Origin of the sequence: Atopobacter phocae ATCC BAA-285 (assembly GCF_000526675.1) — a bacterium.
Classification (GTDB): Bacteria; Bacillota; Bacilli; order Lactobacillales; family Aerococcaceae; genus Atopobacter; species Atopobacter phocae.
This window is the reverse complement of record NZ_JAGN01000031.1, coordinates 1-21,639: the sequence shown is the minus strand read 5'-3', so window position 1 is coordinate 21,639 and position 21,639 is coordinate 1. Positions and strand designations below refer to the sequence as shown.

Annotated in this window: 19 protein-coding genes; 10 read left to right on the top strand and 9 right to left on the bottom strand. The window is 36.6% G+C overall.

Features of this window, described 5'->3' with window-relative positions:
- Nucleotides 1-551: 551 nt before the first annotated feature.
- The 4 genes from L866_RS0105955 (at nt 552) to L866_RS0105940 (ending at nt 6,067) form a co-directional block, all read left to right on the top strand.
- The gene (locus L866_RS0105955) at nt 552-1,613 is read left to right on the top strand and encodes an extracellular solute-binding protein (RefSeq protein ID WP_025730108.1); all 1,062 of its coding nucleotides are present in this window, start codon (nt 552-554) and stop codon (nt 1,611-1,613) included.
- A 16-nt stretch (nt 1,614-1,629) separates the two neighbouring features.
- Nucleotides 1,630-2,652, top strand: a complete 1,023-nt coding sequence (locus L866_RS0105950; protein ID WP_025730107.1) for an ABC transporter ATP-binding protein — start codon at nt 1,630-1,632, stop codon at nt 2,650-2,652.
- A gap of 14 nt (nt 2,653-2,666) precedes the next feature.
- Nucleotides 2,667-4,415 carry an ABC transporter permease gene (locus L866_RS0105945; RefSeq protein ID WP_025730106.1) on the top strand — a complete coding sequence of 583 codons (1,749 nt, stop codon included), beginning with the start codon at nt 2,667-2,669 and terminating at the stop codon, nt 4,413-4,415.
- A 128-nt stretch (nt 4,416-4,543) separates the two neighbouring features.
- Nucleotides 4,544-6,067 carry a PTS transporter subunit EIIC gene (locus tag L866_RS0105940; RefSeq protein ID WP_025730104.1) on the top strand — a complete coding sequence of 508 codons (1,524 nt, stop codon included), beginning with the start codon at nt 4,544-4,546 and terminating at the stop codon, nt 6,065-6,067.
- Nucleotides 6,068-6,122: 55 nt separating this feature from the next.
- Here L866_RS0105940 and L866_RS0105935 read toward each other — a convergent pair whose 3' ends face one another.
- The 5 genes from L866_RS0105935 to L866_RS0105915 form a co-directional block, all read right to left on the bottom strand.
- Entirely contained in the window at nt 6,123-8,678 is a 2,556-nt protein-coding gene (locus L866_RS0105935; RefSeq protein WP_025730102.1) for a sigma 54-interacting transcriptional regulator, read from the bottom strand.
- Nucleotides 8,679-8,781: 103 nt separating this feature from the next.
- Nucleotides 8,782-9,612, bottom strand: a complete 831-nt coding sequence (locus tag L866_RS0105930; RefSeq protein WP_025730100.1) for a PTS system mannose/fructose/sorbose family transporter subunit IID — start codon at nt 9,610-9,612, stop codon at nt 8,782-8,784.
- Nucleotides 9,609-10,415 carry a PTS mannose/fructose/sorbose/N-acetylgalactosamine transporter subunit IIC gene (locus L866_RS0105925; protein WP_025730098.1) on the bottom strand — a complete coding sequence of 269 codons (807 nt, stop codon included), beginning with the start codon at nt 10,413-10,415 and terminating at the stop codon, nt 9,609-9,611. The genes L866_RS0105930 and L866_RS0105925 overlap by 4 nt, the downstream gene beginning before the upstream one ends.
- A gap of 23 nt (nt 10,416-10,438) precedes the next feature.
- Nucleotides 10,439-10,936, bottom strand: a complete 498-nt coding sequence (locus L866_RS0105920; RefSeq protein ID WP_025730096.1) for a PTS sugar transporter subunit IIB — start codon at nt 10,934-10,936, stop codon at nt 10,439-10,441.
- Nucleotides 10,937-10,964: 28 nt separating this feature from the next.
- Nucleotides 10,965-11,387: a PTS sugar transporter subunit IIA domain-containing protein gene (locus L866_RS0105915; RefSeq protein ID WP_025730094.1), complete on the bottom strand. Its 423-nt coding sequence runs from the start codon at nt 11,385-11,387 to the stop codon at nt 10,965-10,967.
- Between the two features lie 138 nt (nt 11,388-11,525).
- Here L866_RS0105915 and rpoN point away from each other — a divergent pair, with 138 nt between their 5' ends.
- From rpoN to L866_RS0105895, 4 genes are all read left to right on the top strand, one after another.
- Nucleotides 11,526-12,833 carry an RNA polymerase factor sigma-54 gene (gene rpoN / locus L866_RS0105910; protein ID WP_035446267.1) on the top strand — a complete coding sequence of 436 codons (1,308 nt, stop codon included), beginning with the start codon at nt 11,526-11,528 and terminating at the stop codon, nt 12,831-12,833.
- 69 nt (nt 12,834-12,902) lie between these two features.
- A complete protein-coding gene (locus L866_RS0105905; protein WP_025730090.1) occupies nt 12,903-14,150 on the top strand; it encodes an AAA family ATPase in 1,248 nt (415 codons plus the stop codon).
- A complete protein-coding gene (locus L866_RS0105900; RefSeq protein WP_025730088.1) occupies nt 14,140-14,859 on the top strand; it encodes a hypothetical protein in 720 nt (239 codons plus the stop codon). The genes L866_RS0105905 and L866_RS0105900 overlap by 11 nt, the downstream gene beginning before the upstream one ends.
- Before the next feature lie 70 nt (nt 14,860-14,929).
- The gene (locus tag L866_RS0105895) at nt 14,930-15,196 is read left to right on the top strand and encodes a GNAT family N-acetyltransferase (protein ID WP_035446265.1); all 267 of its coding nucleotides are present in this window, start codon (nt 14,930-14,932) and stop codon (nt 15,194-15,196) included.
- Nucleotides 15,197-15,274: 78 nt separating this feature from the next.
- Here L866_RS0105895 and L866_RS0105890 read toward each other — a convergent pair whose 3' ends face one another.
- Nucleotides 15,275-15,850 carry a GNAT family N-acetyltransferase gene (locus tag L866_RS0105890; RefSeq protein WP_025730085.1) on the bottom strand — a complete coding sequence of 192 codons (576 nt, stop codon included), beginning with the start codon at nt 15,848-15,850 and terminating at the stop codon, nt 15,275-15,277.
- A gap of 125 nt (nt 15,851-15,975) precedes the next feature.
- Between L866_RS0105890 and L866_RS0105885 the strand changes: the two genes are divergently transcribed.
- On the top strand, nt 15,976-17,370 hold the full coding sequence (locus tag L866_RS0105885) for an MATE family efflux transporter (protein ID WP_025730083.1): 1,395 nt from the start codon (nt 15,976-15,978) through the stop codon (nt 17,368-17,370).
- A 68-nt stretch (nt 17,371-17,438) separates the two neighbouring features.
- Here the strand turns inward: L866_RS0105885 and manA are convergent, their stop codons facing one another.
- Together manA and L866_RS0105875 are read right to left on the bottom strand one after the other, a co-directional pair.
- Entirely contained in the window at nt 17,439-18,344 is a 906-nt protein-coding gene (gene manA, locus L866_RS0105880) for a mannose-6-phosphate isomerase, class I (RefSeq protein ID WP_025730080.1), read from the bottom strand.
- A gap of 47 nt (nt 18,345-18,391) precedes the next feature.
- Entirely contained in the window at nt 18,392-20,353 is a 1,962-nt protein-coding gene (locus L866_RS0105875; protein WP_025730078.1) for an ABC-F family ATP-binding cassette domain-containing protein, read from the bottom strand.
- Nucleotides 20,354-20,645: 292 nt separating this feature from the next.
- Here L866_RS0105875 and L866_RS0105870 point away from each other — a divergent pair, with 292 nt between their 5' ends.
- Nucleotides 20,646-21,293: a redox-sensing transcriptional repressor Rex gene (locus L866_RS0105870; RefSeq protein ID WP_025730076.1), complete on the top strand. Its 648-nt coding sequence runs from the start codon at nt 20,646-20,648 to the stop codon at nt 21,291-21,293.
- A 104-nt stretch (nt 21,294-21,397) separates the two neighbouring features.
- Here the strand turns inward: L866_RS0105870 and L866_RS0105865 are convergent.
- On the bottom strand, nt 21,398-21,639 hold a 242-nt coding region (locus L866_RS0105865), incomplete at its 5' end, for an IS3 family transposase (protein ID WP_025728974.1).

Sequence of the window (21,639 nt, the reverse complement as noted above, 5' to 3'; positions counted from 1 at the left end):
CAATCGGTTAATTGGCGCTGTCCTGATGGACACACATGACGAATGGCTCAGTTCTACAAGAAAGTATATCAAGTTTAACCAGTAAGAGAGTATAGAACATTGTATAGTATTTTACACAAGATTATGGACTTGACTAATGAGAATTTTATAAGAATCATCTATCTAAAAGTGTGTGATTATAATCTACATAATCATTTAATTAATATATAATATTTGCTTTTAGTAACTCGCTGGTTAGCAGATGAATAGTATTGGTAGTTTATGTTTAGGGAATAGCAGTTCTAAATGATTATTAAAACAATCTTAGCATAAAATATTTAAATTTTTACTACTTACGTTTTCAATCAATATCTTCAAGTTATAAACAACTATATATGTTACATTCAATTTATTAATTAAGTAGTTTTAAGTGATGTATAAACTAAAAAACTATAGGAATTGTTAACTGAATTGGTATAAACCACTTATTTTATTGACCTAAAAAAAGTTTAAATGTATACTATATAAGAATGAAAACGTTTTTCAATAATAACAAAAAGGAGTGGAAATTGATGAAGAAATGGTTGGCAATGATGTTAGTAGCTTTAGTAGCGTTTGGTGCGCTAGTAGGGTGTGGTAAAAAGGATGAAAGCAAGAAAGAATCAGAGGCAACAGACGGAAAAATTGTGGTGTATTCTAACTCACTAACAGATGAACGTGAAAAATTCTTAAAAGAAGTAGCAGCTGAAAAAGGATTAGAAATTGAATTAGTTGGTATGGGTGGTAATGACTTATACAACCGTATTATTGCAGAAAAAGATGCACCAATTGCAGACGTGGTATTTGGTATGAATCAAATTTTGTTCAGCCAAATTGCTGATCAAGACATTTTAGAAGCATATGAACCAAATTGGTTAGGCGATGTAGATAGCGATTTGGTCGCAGAATCACACTTGTACTCACCATTACAAGAACAACGAGTGTTTATCGTTTATAACAAAGATAAAATGAACGAAGCAGATGTAGCAAAAGATTGGCAAGATTTAGCAAATAATGATAAGTACAAAGGTAAATACATTGTGCCAGATTCATTAGGTGGAGCAACAGCGAGTGCGATTGTTTACAACATTTTAATGAACTACCGAGATGAAAAAGGTGAAATGGGTATTTCTAAAAAAGGTTGGGACCAATTAGCTAAAGTGTTATCAAATGGAAAAACACCTTCAGAAGGTCAAAACTCAATCGATGCATTAGCAAATGGAGACGCTGATTTCTCATATACATTCTTAAGTAATGTACCAGTAGTTGAAGAAAGCTTAGGTATTAAATTAGGAATCATTGATCCTTCATACGGTGTTCCTCAAACAGTTGAACAAGTTGGTTTAATTAAAAAAGATAAAATGAACGCTAAGGCAAAAGAATTTATCGATTTCTTAGGTAGTGAAGAAGTTCAATCAGAATGGGCAAAACGCTATGGATCAGCTCCAGTAAACAAAAAAGCTCAAGCAGCAACTAACCCACGTATTAACGATATATTGAAAATGACTACACCTCAAAAGAATGACTACAAATTTATTAGCAAACATCTTAGTGAATGGGTAGAACATATTGAACTTAATTTATTAGGTAATTAATGAAGGAGTGTACGTTTTGATAACTTTTAAAGATGTAGAGATTAGGTATGGCGATTTTGTCGCCATTCCTAATTTAAATTTTAAAGTTGAAGAAGGCGAATTTTTTACACTATTAGGTCCTTCTGGTTGTGGTAAATCGACGACTTTACGAGCACTTGCTGGTTTCTTAACGCCAAGTAAAGGACGTATCGAAATCGAAGGTGAGGACATTATTAATAAACCAATTGATGAACGTCAAATTGGTATGGTGTTCCAAAGTTATGCGTTATTCCCAACGATGACAGCATATGATAATATCGCTTTTGGATTAAAGGTAGAAAAACAGTCCAAACAAGAAATTGACGCACGTGTGAAAGAATTAGCTGAAATGGTTGATTTGACACAAGAACAGTTAGAAAAAAATATTTCTAATTTATCGGGTGGACAGCAACAACGCGTGGCAATTGCACGAGCACTTGCGAAGCGTCCTAAAATTTTAGTCATGGACGAACCGTTGTCTAACTTAGATGCAAAACTTCGTAAGTCTTTACGAAACGATATTAAAGAGTTCCAAAAGAAATACGGTATTACAACAGTATACGTGACGCATGATCAAGAAGAAGCATTAATGTTATCGGATCGGATTGCCGTATTTAATAAAGGTAAGATCGAACAGATAGCTCATCCGGAGGAAATTTATAATGCATCTGCCACTCAATTTGTATGTAAGTTTATCGGTGAAGCGAATGCGCTAACCTTCGAAGATTTATCGCACTTAAAAGTAGATGCGACTCAATTTGTTGGAAAAGATTCTTTCTATATTCGACCAGAAAAAATTGTGTTATCAAAAGTACCAACAGCATTGAATCATTTGGAAGGTCAAATTGTTAAGAAAGAATTTTATGGTATGTATGGTTACTATGTGATTGAAGTAAATGGTGTACAACTCTTCTCATTCCAAAAAGAAGTAGACACTGATCAATACAAAAACGGAGACACTGTTTACGTTGGCTTCCAACATGAAAATATTTTAAGCTATGCTACAAACGCTGTGAAATAGGAGGTAAGAAAGTTTTGGAAGAAGCAGCCCCCAAAAAACGTTTTAAAAATGTCCATTTAGGATTGCTGATTTTTTTGATACTTTTAGGATGGTTCATTACAGCCTTTATGATCGTTCCTAATGTATCAATTTTGAAAACAGTGTTCTTTTCCTCTAATGGTTTTACAGCAGATACGATTAAAAAAATCTTTCATTCCACACGAGCGATGCGCGGTATTAAAAATTCGTTTATATTAGCCGTGTGTTTGACCATTACAACGACAATTGTAGGCGTGTTAGAAGTTTTATTTTTAGAGTACTTTAAAATTAAAGGCAAGCTCTTTTTGAATATTTGTTATATGATTCCTTTAGTATTTGGTGGGATTATGTTAGCTAATGGATATCTTTTTACATATGGATCGAGAGGGTTTATCACACGATTTATTAGTTCTGTCTTTCCAAGTTTACCATTGAATTGGTTTAGTGGCTTTTGGGCCGTGCTGTTCTTAATGACTTTTGCGTGTACGACAAACTACATGATTTTCTTTAGAAATGCTTTCAAAAGTATTGATTATCAAACAGTCGAAGCGGCAAAAGGACTAGGGGCATCTAATTTCGTTGTCCTAACGCGCGTTGTTTTGCCCGCGTTAAAACCTATTTTATTGACTTGTATTATTTTACTTTTCCAAACAGGGTTGATGGCGATGTCTGCACCATTATTAATTGGTGGGAAAAATTTTGAAACGATTGGTCCATTAATTTTAACATTTACACAGCGACCAGGTTCTCGAAATTTAGCAGCTGTCTTGTCATTATTCTTAGGATTCTTCCAATTAATTCTACTTTATATTGTGCAAAGAAATGAGAAAAAAGGTAATTATTTATCTGTATCGAAAGTGAAAACAAGTTTACAATTAACGAAGATTACGAATCCTGTGATGAATGGCGTGGCGCATGTTGTGGCTTACGTGTTTGCATTCATTAACTTATTACCGTTAATTATTGTGATTCTCTTTTCATTTACAGATTATCAAACGATTTCTTCTCGCCAATTAACAATGAATAGCTTTAGTTTGGAAAATTATCAAAAAATCTTAACAGATAGTGCAGCGTACAAACCGTTTGTAACGAGTGTGATTTATTCATTTATTGCAGCGATTATTGCGGTGACGATGATGACGATTGCCGCTCGAATTGTCTTTAAATATCGCAACCGTTGGACAGAAGTCTTGGAGATTTTATTACATATTCCATGGGTACTACCAGGATTGATGTTTGCGTTAGGATTAGTTTTAGCTTACTCAAGTCCTAAATGGATCGTGTTCAATCAGTCATTAACTGGAACGCTAGTGATCATGTTGATTGCCTATACGGTAGTGATGCTACCGAACACGTTCCGATTCATTAAAGCATCATATTATGCAGTGGATCAAAACTTAGAAGATGCAGCGAAAAACTTAGGAGCTAAACCATTTTATACGTTTGTCAAAATAGTTTTACCGATTATTTTACCAACGATTTTAGCGATGGTAGCAATCAATTTTAATGGGAAGTTAGGAGACTATGATTTATCCGTCTTTCTATATAATCCAACCGCTAAACCAGTTGGGGTAGTTATTCGTAGTAATTCTATGCCAGAAGCTGGAGTAGAAGGAATTGCGTTAAACTTTGTTTACTCGGTTATCTTAATGATGATTAATTCTCTTGTCTTCTTCTTTGTTTATGCAGATGGTAAGAACAAGTTGAAGCAATGGATGGCTAAATCTAAAAAAGTGACACGCTAAAAAATGAATATAGACTGTAAGCAGCCAATTAAAGGCTGCTTTTTTTATCCGTCAAATTTTGGTGTTTATTATGGTTAACTTTTTTTGTAGAATGTAAGGGTAACCAATATTGTAAAGGAGGCAATCAAATGTTTAAAAAGTTTTCACAACTCGGGCGTGCATTCATGTTACCGATTGCTATTTTGCCCGCTGCAGGCTTGTTATTAGGGATTGGTGGGGCATTATCCAATGAAAGTGCTGTAAAGGCCTATCCTTTTTTAGATCAAGGCTGGTTGCAAACTATTTTGAAAGTAATGAGTGGCGCAGGAGGGGCTGTATTTGCCAATCTAGCGCTTATCTTTACGATTGGATTAGCGGTTGGTTTAGCCAATGGAGATAAAGGAACAGCTGGGTTAGCGGGTGGTGTCAGCTACTTGGTGTACACAGCGACAATTAGCACATTATTGCAATTATTTGCGAAGGAAGGTGCTGCTATAGATACGGGGGTAGTTGGGTCAATCGTGATTGGTGCGACTGTAGCTTATTTACATAACCGTTATCGAAAAATTCAATTACCACAGTTTTTAGGATTCTTTGGTGGTTCACGTTTTATTCCGATTGTTTCGTCTTTTGTAGCGATTTTTATTGGCGGGATGTTTTTCGTTATTTGGCCACCAATACAAGCCGGTTTAGCACAAGTTGGAGCGGAAGTGGCGAAATTAGGTAGTTTCGGTACATTTCTATATGGCTTCTTATTACGTTTAACAGGAGCAGTTGGATTACATCATACGATTTATCCGCTATTTTGGTATACCTCGTTAGGTGGTCAAGAAATGGTTGCGGGAAAAATGGTGGAAGGTGCTCAAAATATTTTCTTTGCACAATTAGCTGATCCTAATCATACGGGATTATTCACTTACGGAACAAGATTCTTTGCGGGACGTTTTGCGACAATGATTTTTGGATTACCAGCTGCTACATTAGCAATGTACCATTCTATTCCTAAAAGTAATCGTCAAAAATCAGGTGGGCTATATTTTAGTGGCGCATTAACTTCTTTCTTAACGGGTATTACAGAACCGATTGAATATATGTTTCTATTTGTTGCGCCATGGTTATACGTTGTACATGCGTTTTTAGATGGATTATCATTCTACTTTGCAGACTTACTCCAAATTCGAATTGGTAATTCGTTCTCTGGCGGGTTAATTGACTTTACGTTGTTTGGAATATTGCAAGGAGAAGCAAAAACGCATTGGTTACGTGTTTTACCACTCGGGCTTCTTTGGGCGGCGGTATATTATGTCGTTTTCCGTTTTTGTATTCAACGGTTCAATGTAGCAATTCCAGGTACTGAAGTCGCAACATCGTCTGAAGAAAGCTTTGTAAGTTCAGAAAACACAGGAGGCACATCATCACGTTTAGAAGATGAGGCACGTATTATTATTCAAGCATTAGGTGAAGAATCAAATATTGAGTCAGTTACAGCATGTGCAACACGTTTACGTGTATCAGTGAAAGAACCACAGCGTGTACAAAAAGATACGATTAAGAACTTAGGTGCTACTGCTGTCTTTGAAGTAAATGGTGGGATTCAAGCCGTTTTTGGTGGGAAAGCAGATTTATTAAGTCAAGAAATTAATGATCAATTAAAGACGGATTCTAATGATTAAAAGCCAAACAAAAAATCGAACGATAAGCCGTTCGATTTTTTTGTTTATAAGCGGTTTAAGACGAACTATTTAATCGATGATCTGAAGCCGATATAATTTCGTAGATCACGTAAATTTCCCAATCAGAAATGCTAATGCGATAAAATTGTTCGAGCTCAAAAAGAATACTCTTCATATTCGGTAGGAATAATTTTTGATTAATTTTTAGTGTACCTAAATCGACGGGAATATCGTAAGCTTCAGCGCCCAACATCGTTCGTTCAATTAATACAGCGATGTGCATACTTAAAACGAATTTCACTTGCACATCAAATGGATATTGAAAACGTTGTTCAAAGCGATTGAGAACATGTTCTACTTGAGTGATAATAACGTCAGGATTTAAAAATTCAAGTTTTTCCGTTAATCCTTCTTTCGAGAAGAGATAAAGTAAGTCATTCAATACACTTTGTTTGGCCGATTCTGTAATTAAAGGTTCAAATGGTTTTAAATATGCCGGATCTTGTTTATTCGTCAAAATGTCCATTAAATTAATAATTTCGACGGCAGCTGGCGTATTTAATGGAGTCGTCGTTACAATGGCGACTGTTGATGAGAAATACTGTTGATCGGCTTGGGTACGATTTAATAGATCAATTAGTTCAGTATATTCCATCTCTACCACTTTAATATTCGTTTGAACATACTGCTTCAGTATTTTAGCAATGCTGGATGTAATTTCTGGACCAGAAATACTGGAAACAATAACGTTCGTTTGAATATCAAACCCTTCGAAATATTGAATATTCGTTTGGAAAATCGGTTTTATTTCATCAACTAACGCATAAAAGGGTTCTTTTTGAATGATTTTTTGACCAATTTCTAAAGCGTATGAAGTCGTTAAATTATTTACCACTAAAAGTTCCCCTTTGATTTGGGGCTTTAAGCCTTTATATAGTTGAGTTAAAGATCCCATATCCACCAACATCATGACACCATTGGAAGTATCACGTTCTAACAGCCATTCTTTCACTTCGACGATAATGTCTTCAGGTGATGAGTTGAGAGGGACATTAATAGCATCAAATACATATTGATTTAACATTTGATTAGCTACGCTTTGAATACTTGAAGCAGTTGATTCACCGTGAGCAACGAGTAAAGCATGATATTGAATACGTTCTGAAACTTTTCCAATGAGCATGAAGACAAACGGTACAATGCGCGCTAAAACGGCACGTTCTCCAATAATTTGATGTGCGAGAGAAACAGCACGTGGATAAACGGCTTTCAGTCGTTGGTAAATTTCTTGATATACCGATTCATCATTTAATTCAATGGACCACAGCATCATTAAATGATGCCAAAAGTCTGCTTGAAAGTGTGGAGAAGTTTGTGTATAAGGTAAAGTCGCATATAATTGCTGCTTCATTTGTTGAATTTGTGATTGATATAGCGCCACTAAAAAATCATGATCAAAAGCATCATGCAAAGATTGAATAAAAGGTTCGAGTTGTTGTTTTAAGGCGTGCACATCATCTTGAGTTAATAAGTGATACCATTCTTCTTTAATGGATTGATCTAATGGTTTTGCTGGTAAAACTAATTCATCAACGGCTAACCAATTTAATTGGGTATGTTGACGGTTAAGTGCAATATACAATAGTTGACCATCATCAGGATGTTTCCGATACGCTTGCGCGCATAATATTTTAATTTCGTTGGATAAACTTCCGACATTCCCGCTATATTTCCGACTAATCAGTTGTTCTAATAAGTCGGCTTCAATGGCAATTTTTTTATGAATTCGTTCGCCTTCTCGTTTGAACAAGTGTGCCACCAATTTGATTCGTTCAGGACGAGTTCGCTGATGGAAATCTTGTAAATGAACAATGAGAGGGATGCGGCGATAAAATGTTGGAAGTAACGCTTCGCTCGGTTCTTCAGTTGTAGCTAGTAGTAAGCGGGCGTTAGAATGAATCACCTGTGTGTCTTCCCCTAATCGTCTAAAGTACCCTTTATCTAAAAATTGAAATAATTTTTCTTGATTTTCTAAAGTCAAGCGATGAACTTCATCTAAAAATAAAATGCCATTATTGGCTTGTTCTAAAATCCCACTTTTATCGGAAGTTGCTCCTGTAAAGGCACCTTTCACGTACCCAAATAAGACAGAAGACAATAGTTCCGGATTGTTTGCATAATCTGCACAGTTAAATACAATCAGATGGTCGGAGCAAGGGAGTTCTTCGTCTTTTAAATACTCGGCAATGAGATGAGCTAAATAACTTTTTCCAACACCGCTATTTCCATGGAGTAAAATAGGAAGTCCAATTGGAGGATACATTAACGCATCTTTTATTTCTTCAATGGTTTGTGCGAATCCAAGAGAAGAACCAATAAAGTGTTTAAACGCATCAGACGACGTATTACTGCTAGAAGGCATCATTTGTGCGGACCAATAAACAGGGCGCGTGTTACTCTTTTCGATGGCACCATTTCGAGCTAATTCGTTTAAGTAAAGACTTGTGACAGACCGACTGCGTTGAATTAAGTCACTTAATTCATTCGTGGTCCACTTCGTATGAGGTTGTTGGATAATGGTTAGTAATTCTTCTTTTAATGTGTCACTCATGTGGTCACCGCCATTTCAAAATAAATAGATCATTAAATAAAATGATAGAGGCTGATTATAATAATCAGCCTCATTTTAATACTTGTATGATAATTTTATTATACTATACAATGCCTAAAACGCCCAAAATAATTCCTAAAATGATAATACCTAACATGATCCAGTTGATATTTACATTTTTATATTTAACTAGGTAGAAAGTAAGCATTGTCACACTTAATGGCACTAAGCCGATTAATAGTTGGTCAAGGTATGTTTGAAGTAAAATAGGTTCTTCACTACCTTTAACAGCCACTTCTAAAGCAGTTTTAAATTTAACGTTAGAAGCTGTCATACTACCAACCATCATTAAACCAAGCATACTTGATACTTTAGTAACAACACTCATCATACCACTTTGATAAATTTGACGAATGAAGTTATCCCCTAAAGAATATCCAGCATGAAGAGCATAGTAATGAATTAAGAAAGCAGGGATGTTGTATAATGCTAAGAAAACAATGGCACCAAGAGGAGAACCTGTACTTGCTAATGAAATACCGATACCTGCTGCAATAACACGTAAAATTCCCCAGAAGAATGAGTCACCGATACCAGAAATTGGTCCCATCATAGACGCTTTAACGGCTGTGATAGTATTTTCGTCAAATGTTTCATCTTCGCTATTTGATTTTTCCATCGCTGCAACAATCCCCATAATTAAGTTGTTGATGTGCATTGTTGCGTTGAACCATGTTGTATGACGAACAAGGGCTCTTGCTTTTTCTTCATCTGTTTTATAGAAGCGGTTAATAACAGGTAGAAGGGTATAAATAACACCAACTGCGTGGTATTGTGTTGCCCCTGTACGACTAGCATTCATTGTCCATGAACGCCAAAACATGGAGCGCAACATTTTTTGATCTTCTTTAGTTAATACTTGTTGATTCTTCATGCGAAAAAGTCCTCCTCTTCATCTTCTTGAGTTACGATTTCACCGACTGGACGAGCATTGCGACCGATGTTAGCAATTTCCATATCACGGTATGCTGTTGAAACGCAGATTACGATACCGACACAGGCAACTGCAACGGCAGGTAAGTTTAAGTAAGCTGTTAAAATGAAACCTAATAAGTAGAATACGCCAAGTTTGTTATCCCAAAGTAATTTCATTAACATAGCGAACCCAACAGCTGGTAGTAATCCACCGGCAGCTTTTAATCCGTTCATTAACATTTCTGGAATGTTAGCGACTAGTTGGTTAACTGGTTCACTTCCGGCTAATACACCGATAAATGAGATTGATGCAATAATGAAATAATAAATAATCCATGTACCATAATGTAGTGCAATAATTTTTCCTTGTTGGTTTGTACGAGCGTATTTATCTAAGAATGGTGCGAATAAGTTCATAAAGACATTTTTCATAAACATAACAACGAAAGCGGCAAGCATTCCGATTGGGATAGCTAGTGTAATCGCTGCTTGTTGTTCAACGTTTGATACAATAACGAATGTGGTTGCTAAAACAGTTGCAGTAACAGGTTCAGCTGCGATAACTCCACCGATATTAACATTTCCTAAAAAGACTGCTTCTAAAGCGGCACCAATTAAAATACCACTTTTCATATCACCCATTAAGAGACCGGTCACTAGACCGACCACTAGAGGGCGTTCCATCATACTTTGACCTGTTAAGTAGTTGCCGGCAAAACAGAAGAAGACAGCAACAAAGGCCATTGATGCGTAAAATAACATAGTACATCCTCCTTATATGTGTTTTATAAATTATTTAATGCTTCTGCTAAATCTTTTTTCGCATTACTTGGTAATACTTGGTTATAAGAATCAACACGTTCTAAGCTAGCTAATTCTTTAGCGGCTGCTAATTCAGTTGGGTTTAATTGAACACTTGAGAATACGCTGATTTTTTCTGCAGGGTCTGAGTTGTCAAAACGACCAGCATTAGCAACGTTAACTGTTTCAATTTCTTCAACGGCTTGAGCAATACGATTAGCGTCACTCACACTGTTAACGATAACGAAGATACGTTTGTCTTTACCACGTGGATCTTTGAATACTTTAATTGCTTCTTCAACTGAACGGATTAATAATTTTGATCCAGAAGGTACAGCCATTTTTAAGGTCATTTGTGTCACTTCATTTTTGGCTGCTTCGTCATTGGCAACAACTAATAATGGAGAGTTTAACTCTTTTGCCCACACAACAGCTACTTGTCCATGAATTAAACGGTCATCTACTCGAATTTGTGTAATCATTTTATTTATCTCCTTTAATATTTATTTTTTAAGCAAAGAAATCATCATCGTCAGCTTCATTCATTTGTGTTTCAACAATTTGAATTTGTGCTTCAGATACTAACGGTTGGATGTTTTCTGGAGTTGGTGCATCAGCCATCATCATCACCGTTAAAACAATTGCTAAGTTGGCATTTGTAACAATAGTGATTTGATTTTGTTTACCAGATGACACAACAGCAGAAGTAATTCGTTGGTTGACACTACCACCATATAAGTCAGTGAAAACCACACCATATTCATCCGCTTCGATAGATTGAATAAATGCTTCAACCGCTTCTGTGTAATCAGAATCATCAATATATGCATCAATTACCTTAATCTTTTCACCTTGATTTGTTAGAATGTTAATAGAACTTTGAATGCCACTCGCTAAGCGACCATGGCTAGCTACTAAATATTTTGTGTTCATTTTAACACCTCCTTCCTCTTCACTAGTATATATGCAAGTTGCGTGCCAACTTTTGAGTGGGAAATGACTGATAAATGAACAGTTAGTGTTTAAACACTATTTTAAATGCTTAAACACTAGTAAGAGAGGGTGAGGCAATTGCGTAAAAATTTGGAACAACATTTAAAACAAAAACAATCATTACGAATGAATGCAGAGTTACAGCAAGCCATTGAGTTGCTTCAATATAATTTGATTGAATTAAAAGATTTTTTAAATCAGCAAGTGATGGATAATCCATTTATTCAATTGGAAAATACAGATTATTATTTTGAGGCTTCTCAACGCTTTTCAAATGGGGATGAATGGAACGATAATAATTGGATGGAATCCCTACCAAATGATTCGCATCAATCGCTATATAGTAGCTTATATGAACAAGTGTTATCGAATTATCGTGATACGCCGATTCGCGAAGTGATGATTCAATTGTTAGATGGCATTGATGATGACGGGTATTTAAAAGAGGAGAAAATAAAAGAGTTCGCAACGATTGAGCCGATTCAATTATTGGACGCCATTACATTGATTCAACAATTGGAACCAGCAGGAGTGGGAGCACGCTCGTTGCAAGAATGTTTAATGTTACAAACAGAACGAGATGAGCTGTCTCCACCGCTAACGTACTATATATTAGAAGTTTATTTTGATGAATTAGTTCAACAAGCATTTGATACGATTGCGATGAAGTTATCGATTACACCACGTGAAGTAGCAGATGTCTTTGAATATATTCAGCATCTGACGCCTCGACCTGGAATGGAATATGGAGAAGGTGGGGCGGAATATTTATATCCTGAAATAGTCGTCCAAACATCAGCTAGTGAAATCACTTATCGTTTAAATGGGGCGATGATGCCGAATATCATCTTTAATCAACAACGATTTAATGAATATCAGGAAATGAAAGATGATGAACTCCAACAGTATTTAAAAGTGAAAAAACAAGAATTCGAATGGCTCAAACGGGCGCTAACGAAGCGTGAACAAACGTTAAGTCGTCTAGCTGAAGCAATTATTCATTTTCAATCCGATTATTTAAATCAAAAAAGTTCGTTTCCAACAGGATTAACAATGAAAGAAGTAGCGGACTGGATGGGCGTCCATGAATCAACAGTGAGTCGATTAGTAAAAGATAAATACATGGAATGGAATGGAGCAACTTTACCGTTTCGTTTTTTCTTTCCGACTAAAGTGTCGAAAGAAACCGACGCAACAAAAGACATGATTCATGCGGCATTAACCGAGCTGGTAGCGACTGAATCAAAGACGACACCGTATTCTGATCAAGGGTTGAGTGAGCAATTGGAACAACGAGGACTCAATGTGGCGCGTCGAACGGTAGCAAAATATCGAAAAGAATTGAATATTCCTTCCGCAAGTCAGCGTAAAGTCAAAGTGAAGTGAAGAAGAGACTACAAATTTAAGAAGAGTATCGTATGTTGGCGAATAGGCAGATAAGAAAGAAGTGAGACGATGACAATCGAACAATTTCATCTGAGTGAAGTAACAGTAAAACATTTAAAAAATGTAGCGTATGGACATGTAGTTTTTCAAGCGAATACGTTTGACGGGTATCATCATGTCGTTGGCATTTATGGTCCCAATGGATCGGGAAAAACGACTGTATTAGAAGCGTTGCATCTAATAAGTGAACTATGGAAAGGAAAGGCACTAACACAAGCAACGTTAGATATTTTACCGTTTGATCAACCGGCGACTGTTGCAGTCGTTTTCCAATTGAATGAAACGATCAATGTTCATTATGAAGTCACAATTGAACGCACACTTGATCAACCAGCGTTTGCTACAGTGTTACATGAAAAATTAACAACGCAGGCAGTTCATGAAGTCGACGCAACGAGCCAAGTTGTGTTCGACTGGCAATCAAGTCATCTAGCAGAGATAACACAAACTAACCAAGAACAGTTGACCTCGCCATTTATATTGAACGAAGATCATTCTACTTTGCAAGCTGAATGGGTGCATCGATTGAAAGATGAGATAGCGCCACGAATCATTTATATTTCTAAACAAGCGATGGATGAGTCACGGATTTGGTTACCTGATCGGCAACAACATTCATCAGATGCCTTGAATTGGATCGATTATGAATCGCAGCACGTTTTATCGGATGAAGCGATTGACCAATTAAACAAGCGTCTCATTCCTTTAAACCAAGTGCTTCAAGCGCTCTTGCCAGATTTAGCAGTTGTCGCAACTTCTACGGAACAAAATCAATTAGAAATATGGGCTGTTCGCTCTGATCGACGATTATTGTTGACGTACGAATCAACTGGAACGAAAAAAATCATTCAATTAATCAGCGCCTTAATTAATGTCTATCATGATGAAGCGGCGATTGTCTTAATTGATGAATTAGATAGTGGTATTTATGAATATTTATTAGGTGAACTGTTGGAAGTGATGCAACGTGGGGCGCGTGGTCAACTTATTTTTACGTCGCACAATTTACGGCCACTTGAAATTTTAGAACCTCATCAAATTTATTTTGCGACTTTCACACAATCTAATCGGTATGTGCAACCTACTTTTGATCAGGAAGAAACGAATTTAAGAGATGCCTATTTACGTTTGTTACAAGTGGATCAAGTACAGCAAAAAGGGCATCAAATCAATCCGTTTACCATTCAACGAGCATTGAGAACGGCTAAGCGTTGGCTCTCAACGATGGATGAGCGGGGTGAATCACATGAGGAATAAGCATCTTTTATTAATTGTTGAAGGCGATTTAGATTTCCAAGTATACGGCGAATATTTTCATGAATTGACACAAACGACGCCACTCGATGTACACGTGACGTCAGGTGATATTTTGACACGTCAAACGAATCATCATCCGAAGCAATTAGTGGAACAAGTTTTTCGTAAACACTTGCAACGCACAAAATTAAAACCAGAAGATTATCAACAAATCATTCAAATTTCAGATACAGACGGTAGCTATGTCCCAAACGCAGCTTATCGAGTAGACAGTAACCGACGATATCCTCGTCATAAAACATACCAATATGCACCAGAAGAGCAACTTATTTATAGTAAAAGCGAAACATTCAAAGAACAATTACAAGCGACTTGGAAAACGAAACGATTGAATCAGAATCAATTAGTTGAAGTGGAAGAAGTGTTGGGCGTACCTTATCGACTTTTTTATGTTTCACTTTTTTTGGAACATGTATTAGGAAGTCCAATCAATCTAGATGCACATCTAAAACGAGATGTGGTGGAAGCTTTTCTTATGGCACATGAATTAGATCAATTTCACCACCAAATGCAATCCATTCATTTGAGTGACCAATATCATACGTCTTGGAAACGATTAATGGATCGTCCTGATTTTTATACACCGGCAACTAATATAGATTTAGCGGTTGAATTAGTGCGAGAGCGTTTGGATGAATCAGTGAATTGAGTGAAGTAAGCTCGTTACAAGTATTTTGATATAAAACGGTGTATAATATAATGTATCGAGGAGGGATGATATGATTAAACATGAAGGGCAAGCCTTTGTTTATGTCAATGAAGAGGGACAGAAGTTAGCTGAATTAACTTATGTATCGATGGGTGAACAAGTAATTAATGCCAACCATACATTTGTCGATCCGTCATTACGAGGACAAGGGATTGCAGATCAATTGTTTCAGGCATTAATTGAATACGCACGAAAAGAACAAGTCAAAATTCATCCGACCTGTTCGTATGTAGTTCGCAAAATGTCTGATGAAATCTATCAAGATGTGAAAGCTTAAAAGTAAACAAACAGGAAATTGATGATGAATAAAGTAAGTCAAAAAGAGGAGCTAGGATTTTCCTAGCTCCATTTCCTGTTAAAAAGTGAAGGTCATTAAGTCATACCAATGCCCGCTTAGTTGTCGTTGTTCGGTTGGTTGAAAGCCTAAACGTTCATAAAGCGCTCGAGCTTTGGGATTGTTAACATCACAATTTAAATCGAGACGGCGGTATCCCGATTGAACTGCTGCCGTTTTTGCTTGCATCAGTAATTGTTGACCTAGGCCAGCCCCACGAAAGTCGGGGTGAACAACTAACGCATCTACGTAATATTCACCGGGTTGTGTTTCTAAATCATTAAACATAACGAAAGGGTGTTGATAAGTGGCTTGCGCTAATTGATTGAATGCTTGATCAATGAGAGGTTCTTCATCACCTGGATAGGAAAACACCGCGCCAGCAATTTGCCCATCTTGCTCGACTACAACGCCTCGCTTTGGGCTATAACGATACGTATCGTCTTGCATCGATTGGAGCATGAGTTGTTGAATTGCTGAATGAGGTAATTCTTGTAAAAGCGGCAATTCCATATCTAAAAATATAATCCACAGCAGTTGGATGACTGCTGGGCCGTCTGCTTCTTGCATCGGACGAAAGGTAAATGTCTGGGTCATAAAAGACACCTTCTTTCTTTTTTCTAAGTGATACGATGGCATTGATCGTATCGCATTATCTTAACTATATCATAATAAAAATCATTTATTGAAAACAAATCATTAAATAATAAGGAGGATGATGTATGTCGAATAGAAATGAATCGCATAATAATCCATTGGGCTATCGGCCGATTCCAAAATTAATGGCGTCATTAGCAATACCGGCTGTTATAGGAAATATTGTGAATGCTTTTTATAATATTGTCGATCAAATTTTCATCGGTCAAGGAGTAGGGTATTTAGGGAATGCGGCAACTAATATTGCTTTTCCTTTAGTAACGTTATCATTGGCGATTGGATTAATGACAGGTTTGGGGGCTGCTTCTCGTTTTAATCTCGAGTTAGGCCGTCGTAATCCTCAAGCAGCACGTGAAGCAGTAGGAACAGCGGCGAGTATGCTACTTATTTTAGGGTTAGTGTTGTGTATCATTGTTCGTTTATTTCTTGAACCGTTAATGATCTTTTTTGGTGCAACGGATAATATTCTAACCTATGCGATGCAGTACACCGGTATTACGTCATTTGGGTTGCCTTTTTTCTTATTCTCAACAGGGATGAATCCTTTAGTTCGAGCGGATCGCTCGTCAACCTATTCGATGTTAGCTATTGTGGCAGGGGCTTTATTAAATACGATTTTGGATCCGTTGTTTATTTTTTATTTTGGTTGGGGAATCCAGGGTGCGGCTTGGGCGACAGTCATTGGTCAAATTGTGTCAGCTCTTATTTTAGGGGCCTATTTATTCCGATTTAAATCGGTTCAGTTTAATCGCTCAGATTTCATTCCGAGTTTTTCGACGTTCCATGTTATTGTTTCTTTAGGCATGTCATCGTTCATTTTCCAATTTTCAACAAGTATTATTCAAATTACGATGAATAATTTACTGAAAGTTTATGGCGCGCAATCGAATTTAGGGAGTGACATCCCGATTGCGGTTGCAGGGATTGTCGCTAAAGTAAATATGATTTTTATCGCAATTATTATTGGGACAGTACAAGGTGCGCAACCTATTTTTAGTTATAATTATGGCGCAGAACAATATGAGCGTGTGCGTGAAACGATGCGCGTCCTATTAAAAATAGCCATGATTATTTCAGTTATTGCCTTTACACTATTCCAAGTGTTTCCAGGCGCAATTATTGCATTGTTTGGAAGTGGGTCAGAAGAATACTATGCGTTTGCTACACATTATTTACGCGTTTTCTTATTCTTTACCATTACAAATGGTATTCAAATATCTGCCTCAACATTTTTCCCATCAATTGGCAAGGCGAAGAAGGGCGCATTATTATCGCTTACGAAACAAATTTTCTTCCTCTTACCTTTAATGGTGATGTTACCTCGATTCTTTGGTATTAATTGCATTGTTTTTTCAGCACCAATTGCTGATTTAATGAGTGTGACATTGGCCACTACGTTGTTATATTTTGAATTTAAAAAAATGCCAAAAGAAAATGTTTTACATCCCGTTGGTGACTAAACGAATACAAAAAATAAAAACCACTGGCTCATGCCAAGTGGTTTTTTGTTGTAAAAAAATGATTAAAGTTAATTTTTAGGCGGAGTGATTACCATTAAGGACATCTGACCTGCTAAGTCATATGATTTCACACGAGTGGGTAATATAAAGTGTGTATCTTTTTGAAGGGGATAAGAAACATCTTCAATAATTAGTTGGCCGGATCCTTCGATGACACTCACTAATGAGTAAGGTGCTTGTGTTTTGAAGTGCATCGTGTCTTGAATATCAAAACGATAGACATTGAAAAAGTTAGAACGTAACAACGTCGTCACTTGATTGTGTCCAAATGTTTCCACAATAGGCTCGAATGAATCGACTTGATGTGGAATAGTCGTCACATCTTTTGACTGTTGAATGTGTAGTTCACGTTTTTCACCAGTTGCTTCTTCCACTCGATCATAATCATACAGACGATAAGTGGTGTCGGAACTTTGTTGCACTTCATAAATGGTTGAACCGGCTTTAAGTGCATGAACGGTTCCACTAGGTACGAAAAGAAAATCACCCGTATGTAAAGGCTGTAAACGAATCAGTTCGTCAAATCGGCCGTGATCAACTAATTGATTGAATATATCTTGAGTCGGTGCTGTATGACCGTAAACGACTTCTGTTCCTTCCTGAGCATTTAATACATACCAGCACTCTGTTTTACCCAGTTCTCCTTCATGTGCTAATGCATATGAATCATCCGGATGAACTTGGATGGATAAGTCATCATGTACAAAGAGTTCTTTAATCAGTAACGGGAAAGGTTGAGTTGTATCGACACCAAATAGTTCGGGATGCTCATGCCAAACTGTTGTTAATGATTGACCGGCAAATTCACCCTCAATAATAAGTGCTGGACCGTTTGCATGAGCAGAAATCGCCCATTCTTCGTGCCCCCATAATTTAGGTGAAACATGTGGTTTTAAAAATAGTGGTGTATGCATCAAATCGTCTCCTTTTTAATGATAGCAATCATAATTTTTTGAGGTGATTAGGCTTCAAAACGTTCCATTTCCATAGCCAAATCCGCCCATTCGTCGTTTACTTCTTCAAGTTGTGCTTGCAAAGTTTCTAACTCTTTTTGTAAAGGTTCCATCTTCTCGAGGGATTGCAATACGTCGGGTTGAGTCATTTCCGTATGAATGGCATCGATTCGTTGTTCTAACGTATCAATCGTCGTTTCCGCTCGTTCAATTTGTCGAGAGAGTTGACGCCACTCTTTTTGGCGTTCTTTTTGATTAGTGTAATGCGCTTTCGCTTCTTTCATTGGTTCTTCAATTGGCGCTTGCTCTAAGCGATTGGGCTGTTCTAACTGCGCAGTTGCTTCTTGTATAGCTAACATTTCTTCTTTCTTTTCAAGGTAATAATCATAATCCCCTAAATATAAAGTAGAAGTATCGTTTTCGATTTCTAAAATCGCCGTTGCAATTTGATTAATGAAATAACGGTCGTGAGAAACGAATAATAGCGTGCCTTCAAAGTTTTCTAAAGCATCTTCGAGCACTTCCTTACTATCTAAGTCCAAATGGTTCGTTGGCTCATCCATTAATAAGGTATTGTGTTGTTCTAAAGAAAGTTTAGCAAGGGACACGCGAGCTTTTTCGCCCCCACTTAATTGACCAATTGATTTTTTTACATCATCCCCTGAAAAGAGGAAAGAACCTAATAATGTTCGGATGGTTTGCTCAGGTAAGAGGAAGTGATCGTTCCATAATTCATTGAGAATTGTATTTTTAGGATTAAGATGATCCACTTGTTGGTGATAATAACCTAAATCGACATGACTACCTAATGTAATCGTTCCGCCAAGTGGGTCGATTTCTTTCATAATAGTTTTGAGTAACGTTGTTTTACCGACGCCGTTAGCTCCAACAATCGCAATCGCTTGTTGACGTTTTAAGAGCAAATTGATTTGATCGGCGAGTGGTTGGTCATAACCAATACTTAATCGATCTAACTGTAAAACATCTTTTCCGCTTTCTCGTTGAATATTGAATACTAAACGCATCGCCCGTTGATCATCTTTTGGGCGCTCAATGCGTTCCATACGTTCTAATTTTTTTCGACGACTTTGTGCTTGTTTAGTGGTGCTCGCACGCGCTAAGTTCCGCTGCACATAATCTTCTAATCGTTTAATTTCGGACTGTTGTTCATTATATCGTTTTAATTGAAGTTGGTATCGACTTTCCCTTTCTTTTAAATAATAGGAATAGTTCCCGTGATATTCTTCAATATGATTGGGCGATAATTCGTAAAGACGAGTGGTAATCTTATCTAAAAAGTACTGATCGTGACTGACGAAGAGTAAAGTTAATTTTCTAGAAATCAAGTAAGACTCTAACCAATTTAATGTATCAATATCTAAATGGTTGGTTGGTTCGTCTAAAATTAAAATATCGGGTGCTTCTAATAGTAATTTTGCTAAAGCTAAACGTGTTTGTTGCCCACCAGAAAGAGTGTGAACAGGTTGGCCGTAAAAGCTAGGCGGAAATTGAAAAGCGCTTAAAACCATTTTAATGTCACTTTCAATTTGATAAGCACCTTTTTCTTCAACGGTCATTTGCAAGCGGTCAAATTGTTGCAATAAATCAGCAGATTGTTTTGGATCGTTCATGACATCAGGTTGACTCATCTGTTCTGTAATAGTTTCAAGTTGTTTGAGCAAAGCGTATTCTTCTTTAAAGATAGCTTGCATCGTTTGATAAACGGTTTTGTCTTGGTCTGGCAAAGAATATTGATCTAAGTAACCAATAGTTTTTCCTTTAGCTAAATGCACAGAACCTTCATCGGGTGCTTCTAATTGAGCGAGCATTTTTAATAAGGTTGATTTTCCTGTACCGTTTCGACCAATTAAAGCGACGCGTTCACCGGTTTTTACTTGAATGGATACATTTTCGAATAATACTTCTGCACCGAATAATCGGGCGACTTGGTGTGCTTCTAATTCAATCATAAGTTGTCCTCTCTTATACATAGTCTCTTTCATTTTATCGTTTTTATCATTGAAACACAATTGAATCTCATGAATGAAGAAAATCGCTTGTCTAAAAGGGTTTAAAAAGTAATTTCACAAAGACTGATGAGGAAAATACAATTTAAAATTATAATGAAAACATTATATTGTTCATAAGCGGTTACAATTGTGAAAAATTGTGCTATAATTTTATGTACAAGTGTAGGAGAAGATTGTGAAATATATAGGATTGATTAAACAAAATCAATTGGAACATTAAGGAGATGATTATGTGAGTAGCGAACGTGTTATTCCACGAGCAACCGCGCGGCGGTTACCGATTTACCAACGTTATTTAAGATTTTTGCATGATGCAGGGAAAGATCGTGTATCTTCCAGCGAATTAAGTGAAGCAGTTAAGATTGATAGTGCGACCATTCGTCGTGACTTTTCATATTTTGGCGCACTCGGTAAACGAGGTTATGGTTATGATGTCAAACATTTGTTGGACTTTTTTAGCCGGACATTAGCGCAAGATAAATTAACAAATATTGCGTTAATTGGGGTAGGACATTTAGGGCATGCCCTATTAAACTTCAATTTCTATAAGAGTAATAATGTACGGATTAGTGCGGCATTTGATGTAGACACTGAAAAAATTGGACGCGTACTAAGTGGCGTACCAATATATAGTATGGAAGAGTTGGAAGAACAATTAGAAGTTCAACAAATCAAAGTGGCTATTTTAACCGTCCCACAATCAGAAGCACAACATATGGCGGAACAATTAGTTGAGTATGGCGTGGAAGGTATTTTAAACTTTACACCCATTCGTCTATCGCTTCCTCATCATATCCAAATACAAAACGTTGACTTAACGAACGAATTACAAACTTTAATTTATTTCTTACATTCAACGAATATTAAAGGTAACGATTAAAATAAGAAAAGCACGATGAAAGAAAAGTGAACTGCTCCCTGTCAAGTAGACAGGTAAAAAAATAAATTTTATGCACCTATGGTTTTTCATCCATAGGTGTTTTTTTATGCTGGAATAGCTAAACCCATCTTTAATGTGATTCGTTTAGTGTTAAAGAAATGAATATATTGATCAATATCTTTTGTTAAACTTTCAAATGTATCATATTTATTTAAATAATATAATTCTGATTTGAGCATGCCAAAAAAGTTTTCCATTGGACCATTATCGATACATTTTCCTACACGTGACATACTTTGAATGGCTTGGTGATCCTTAATAAATTGAGCGAATGCATGAGAGGTAT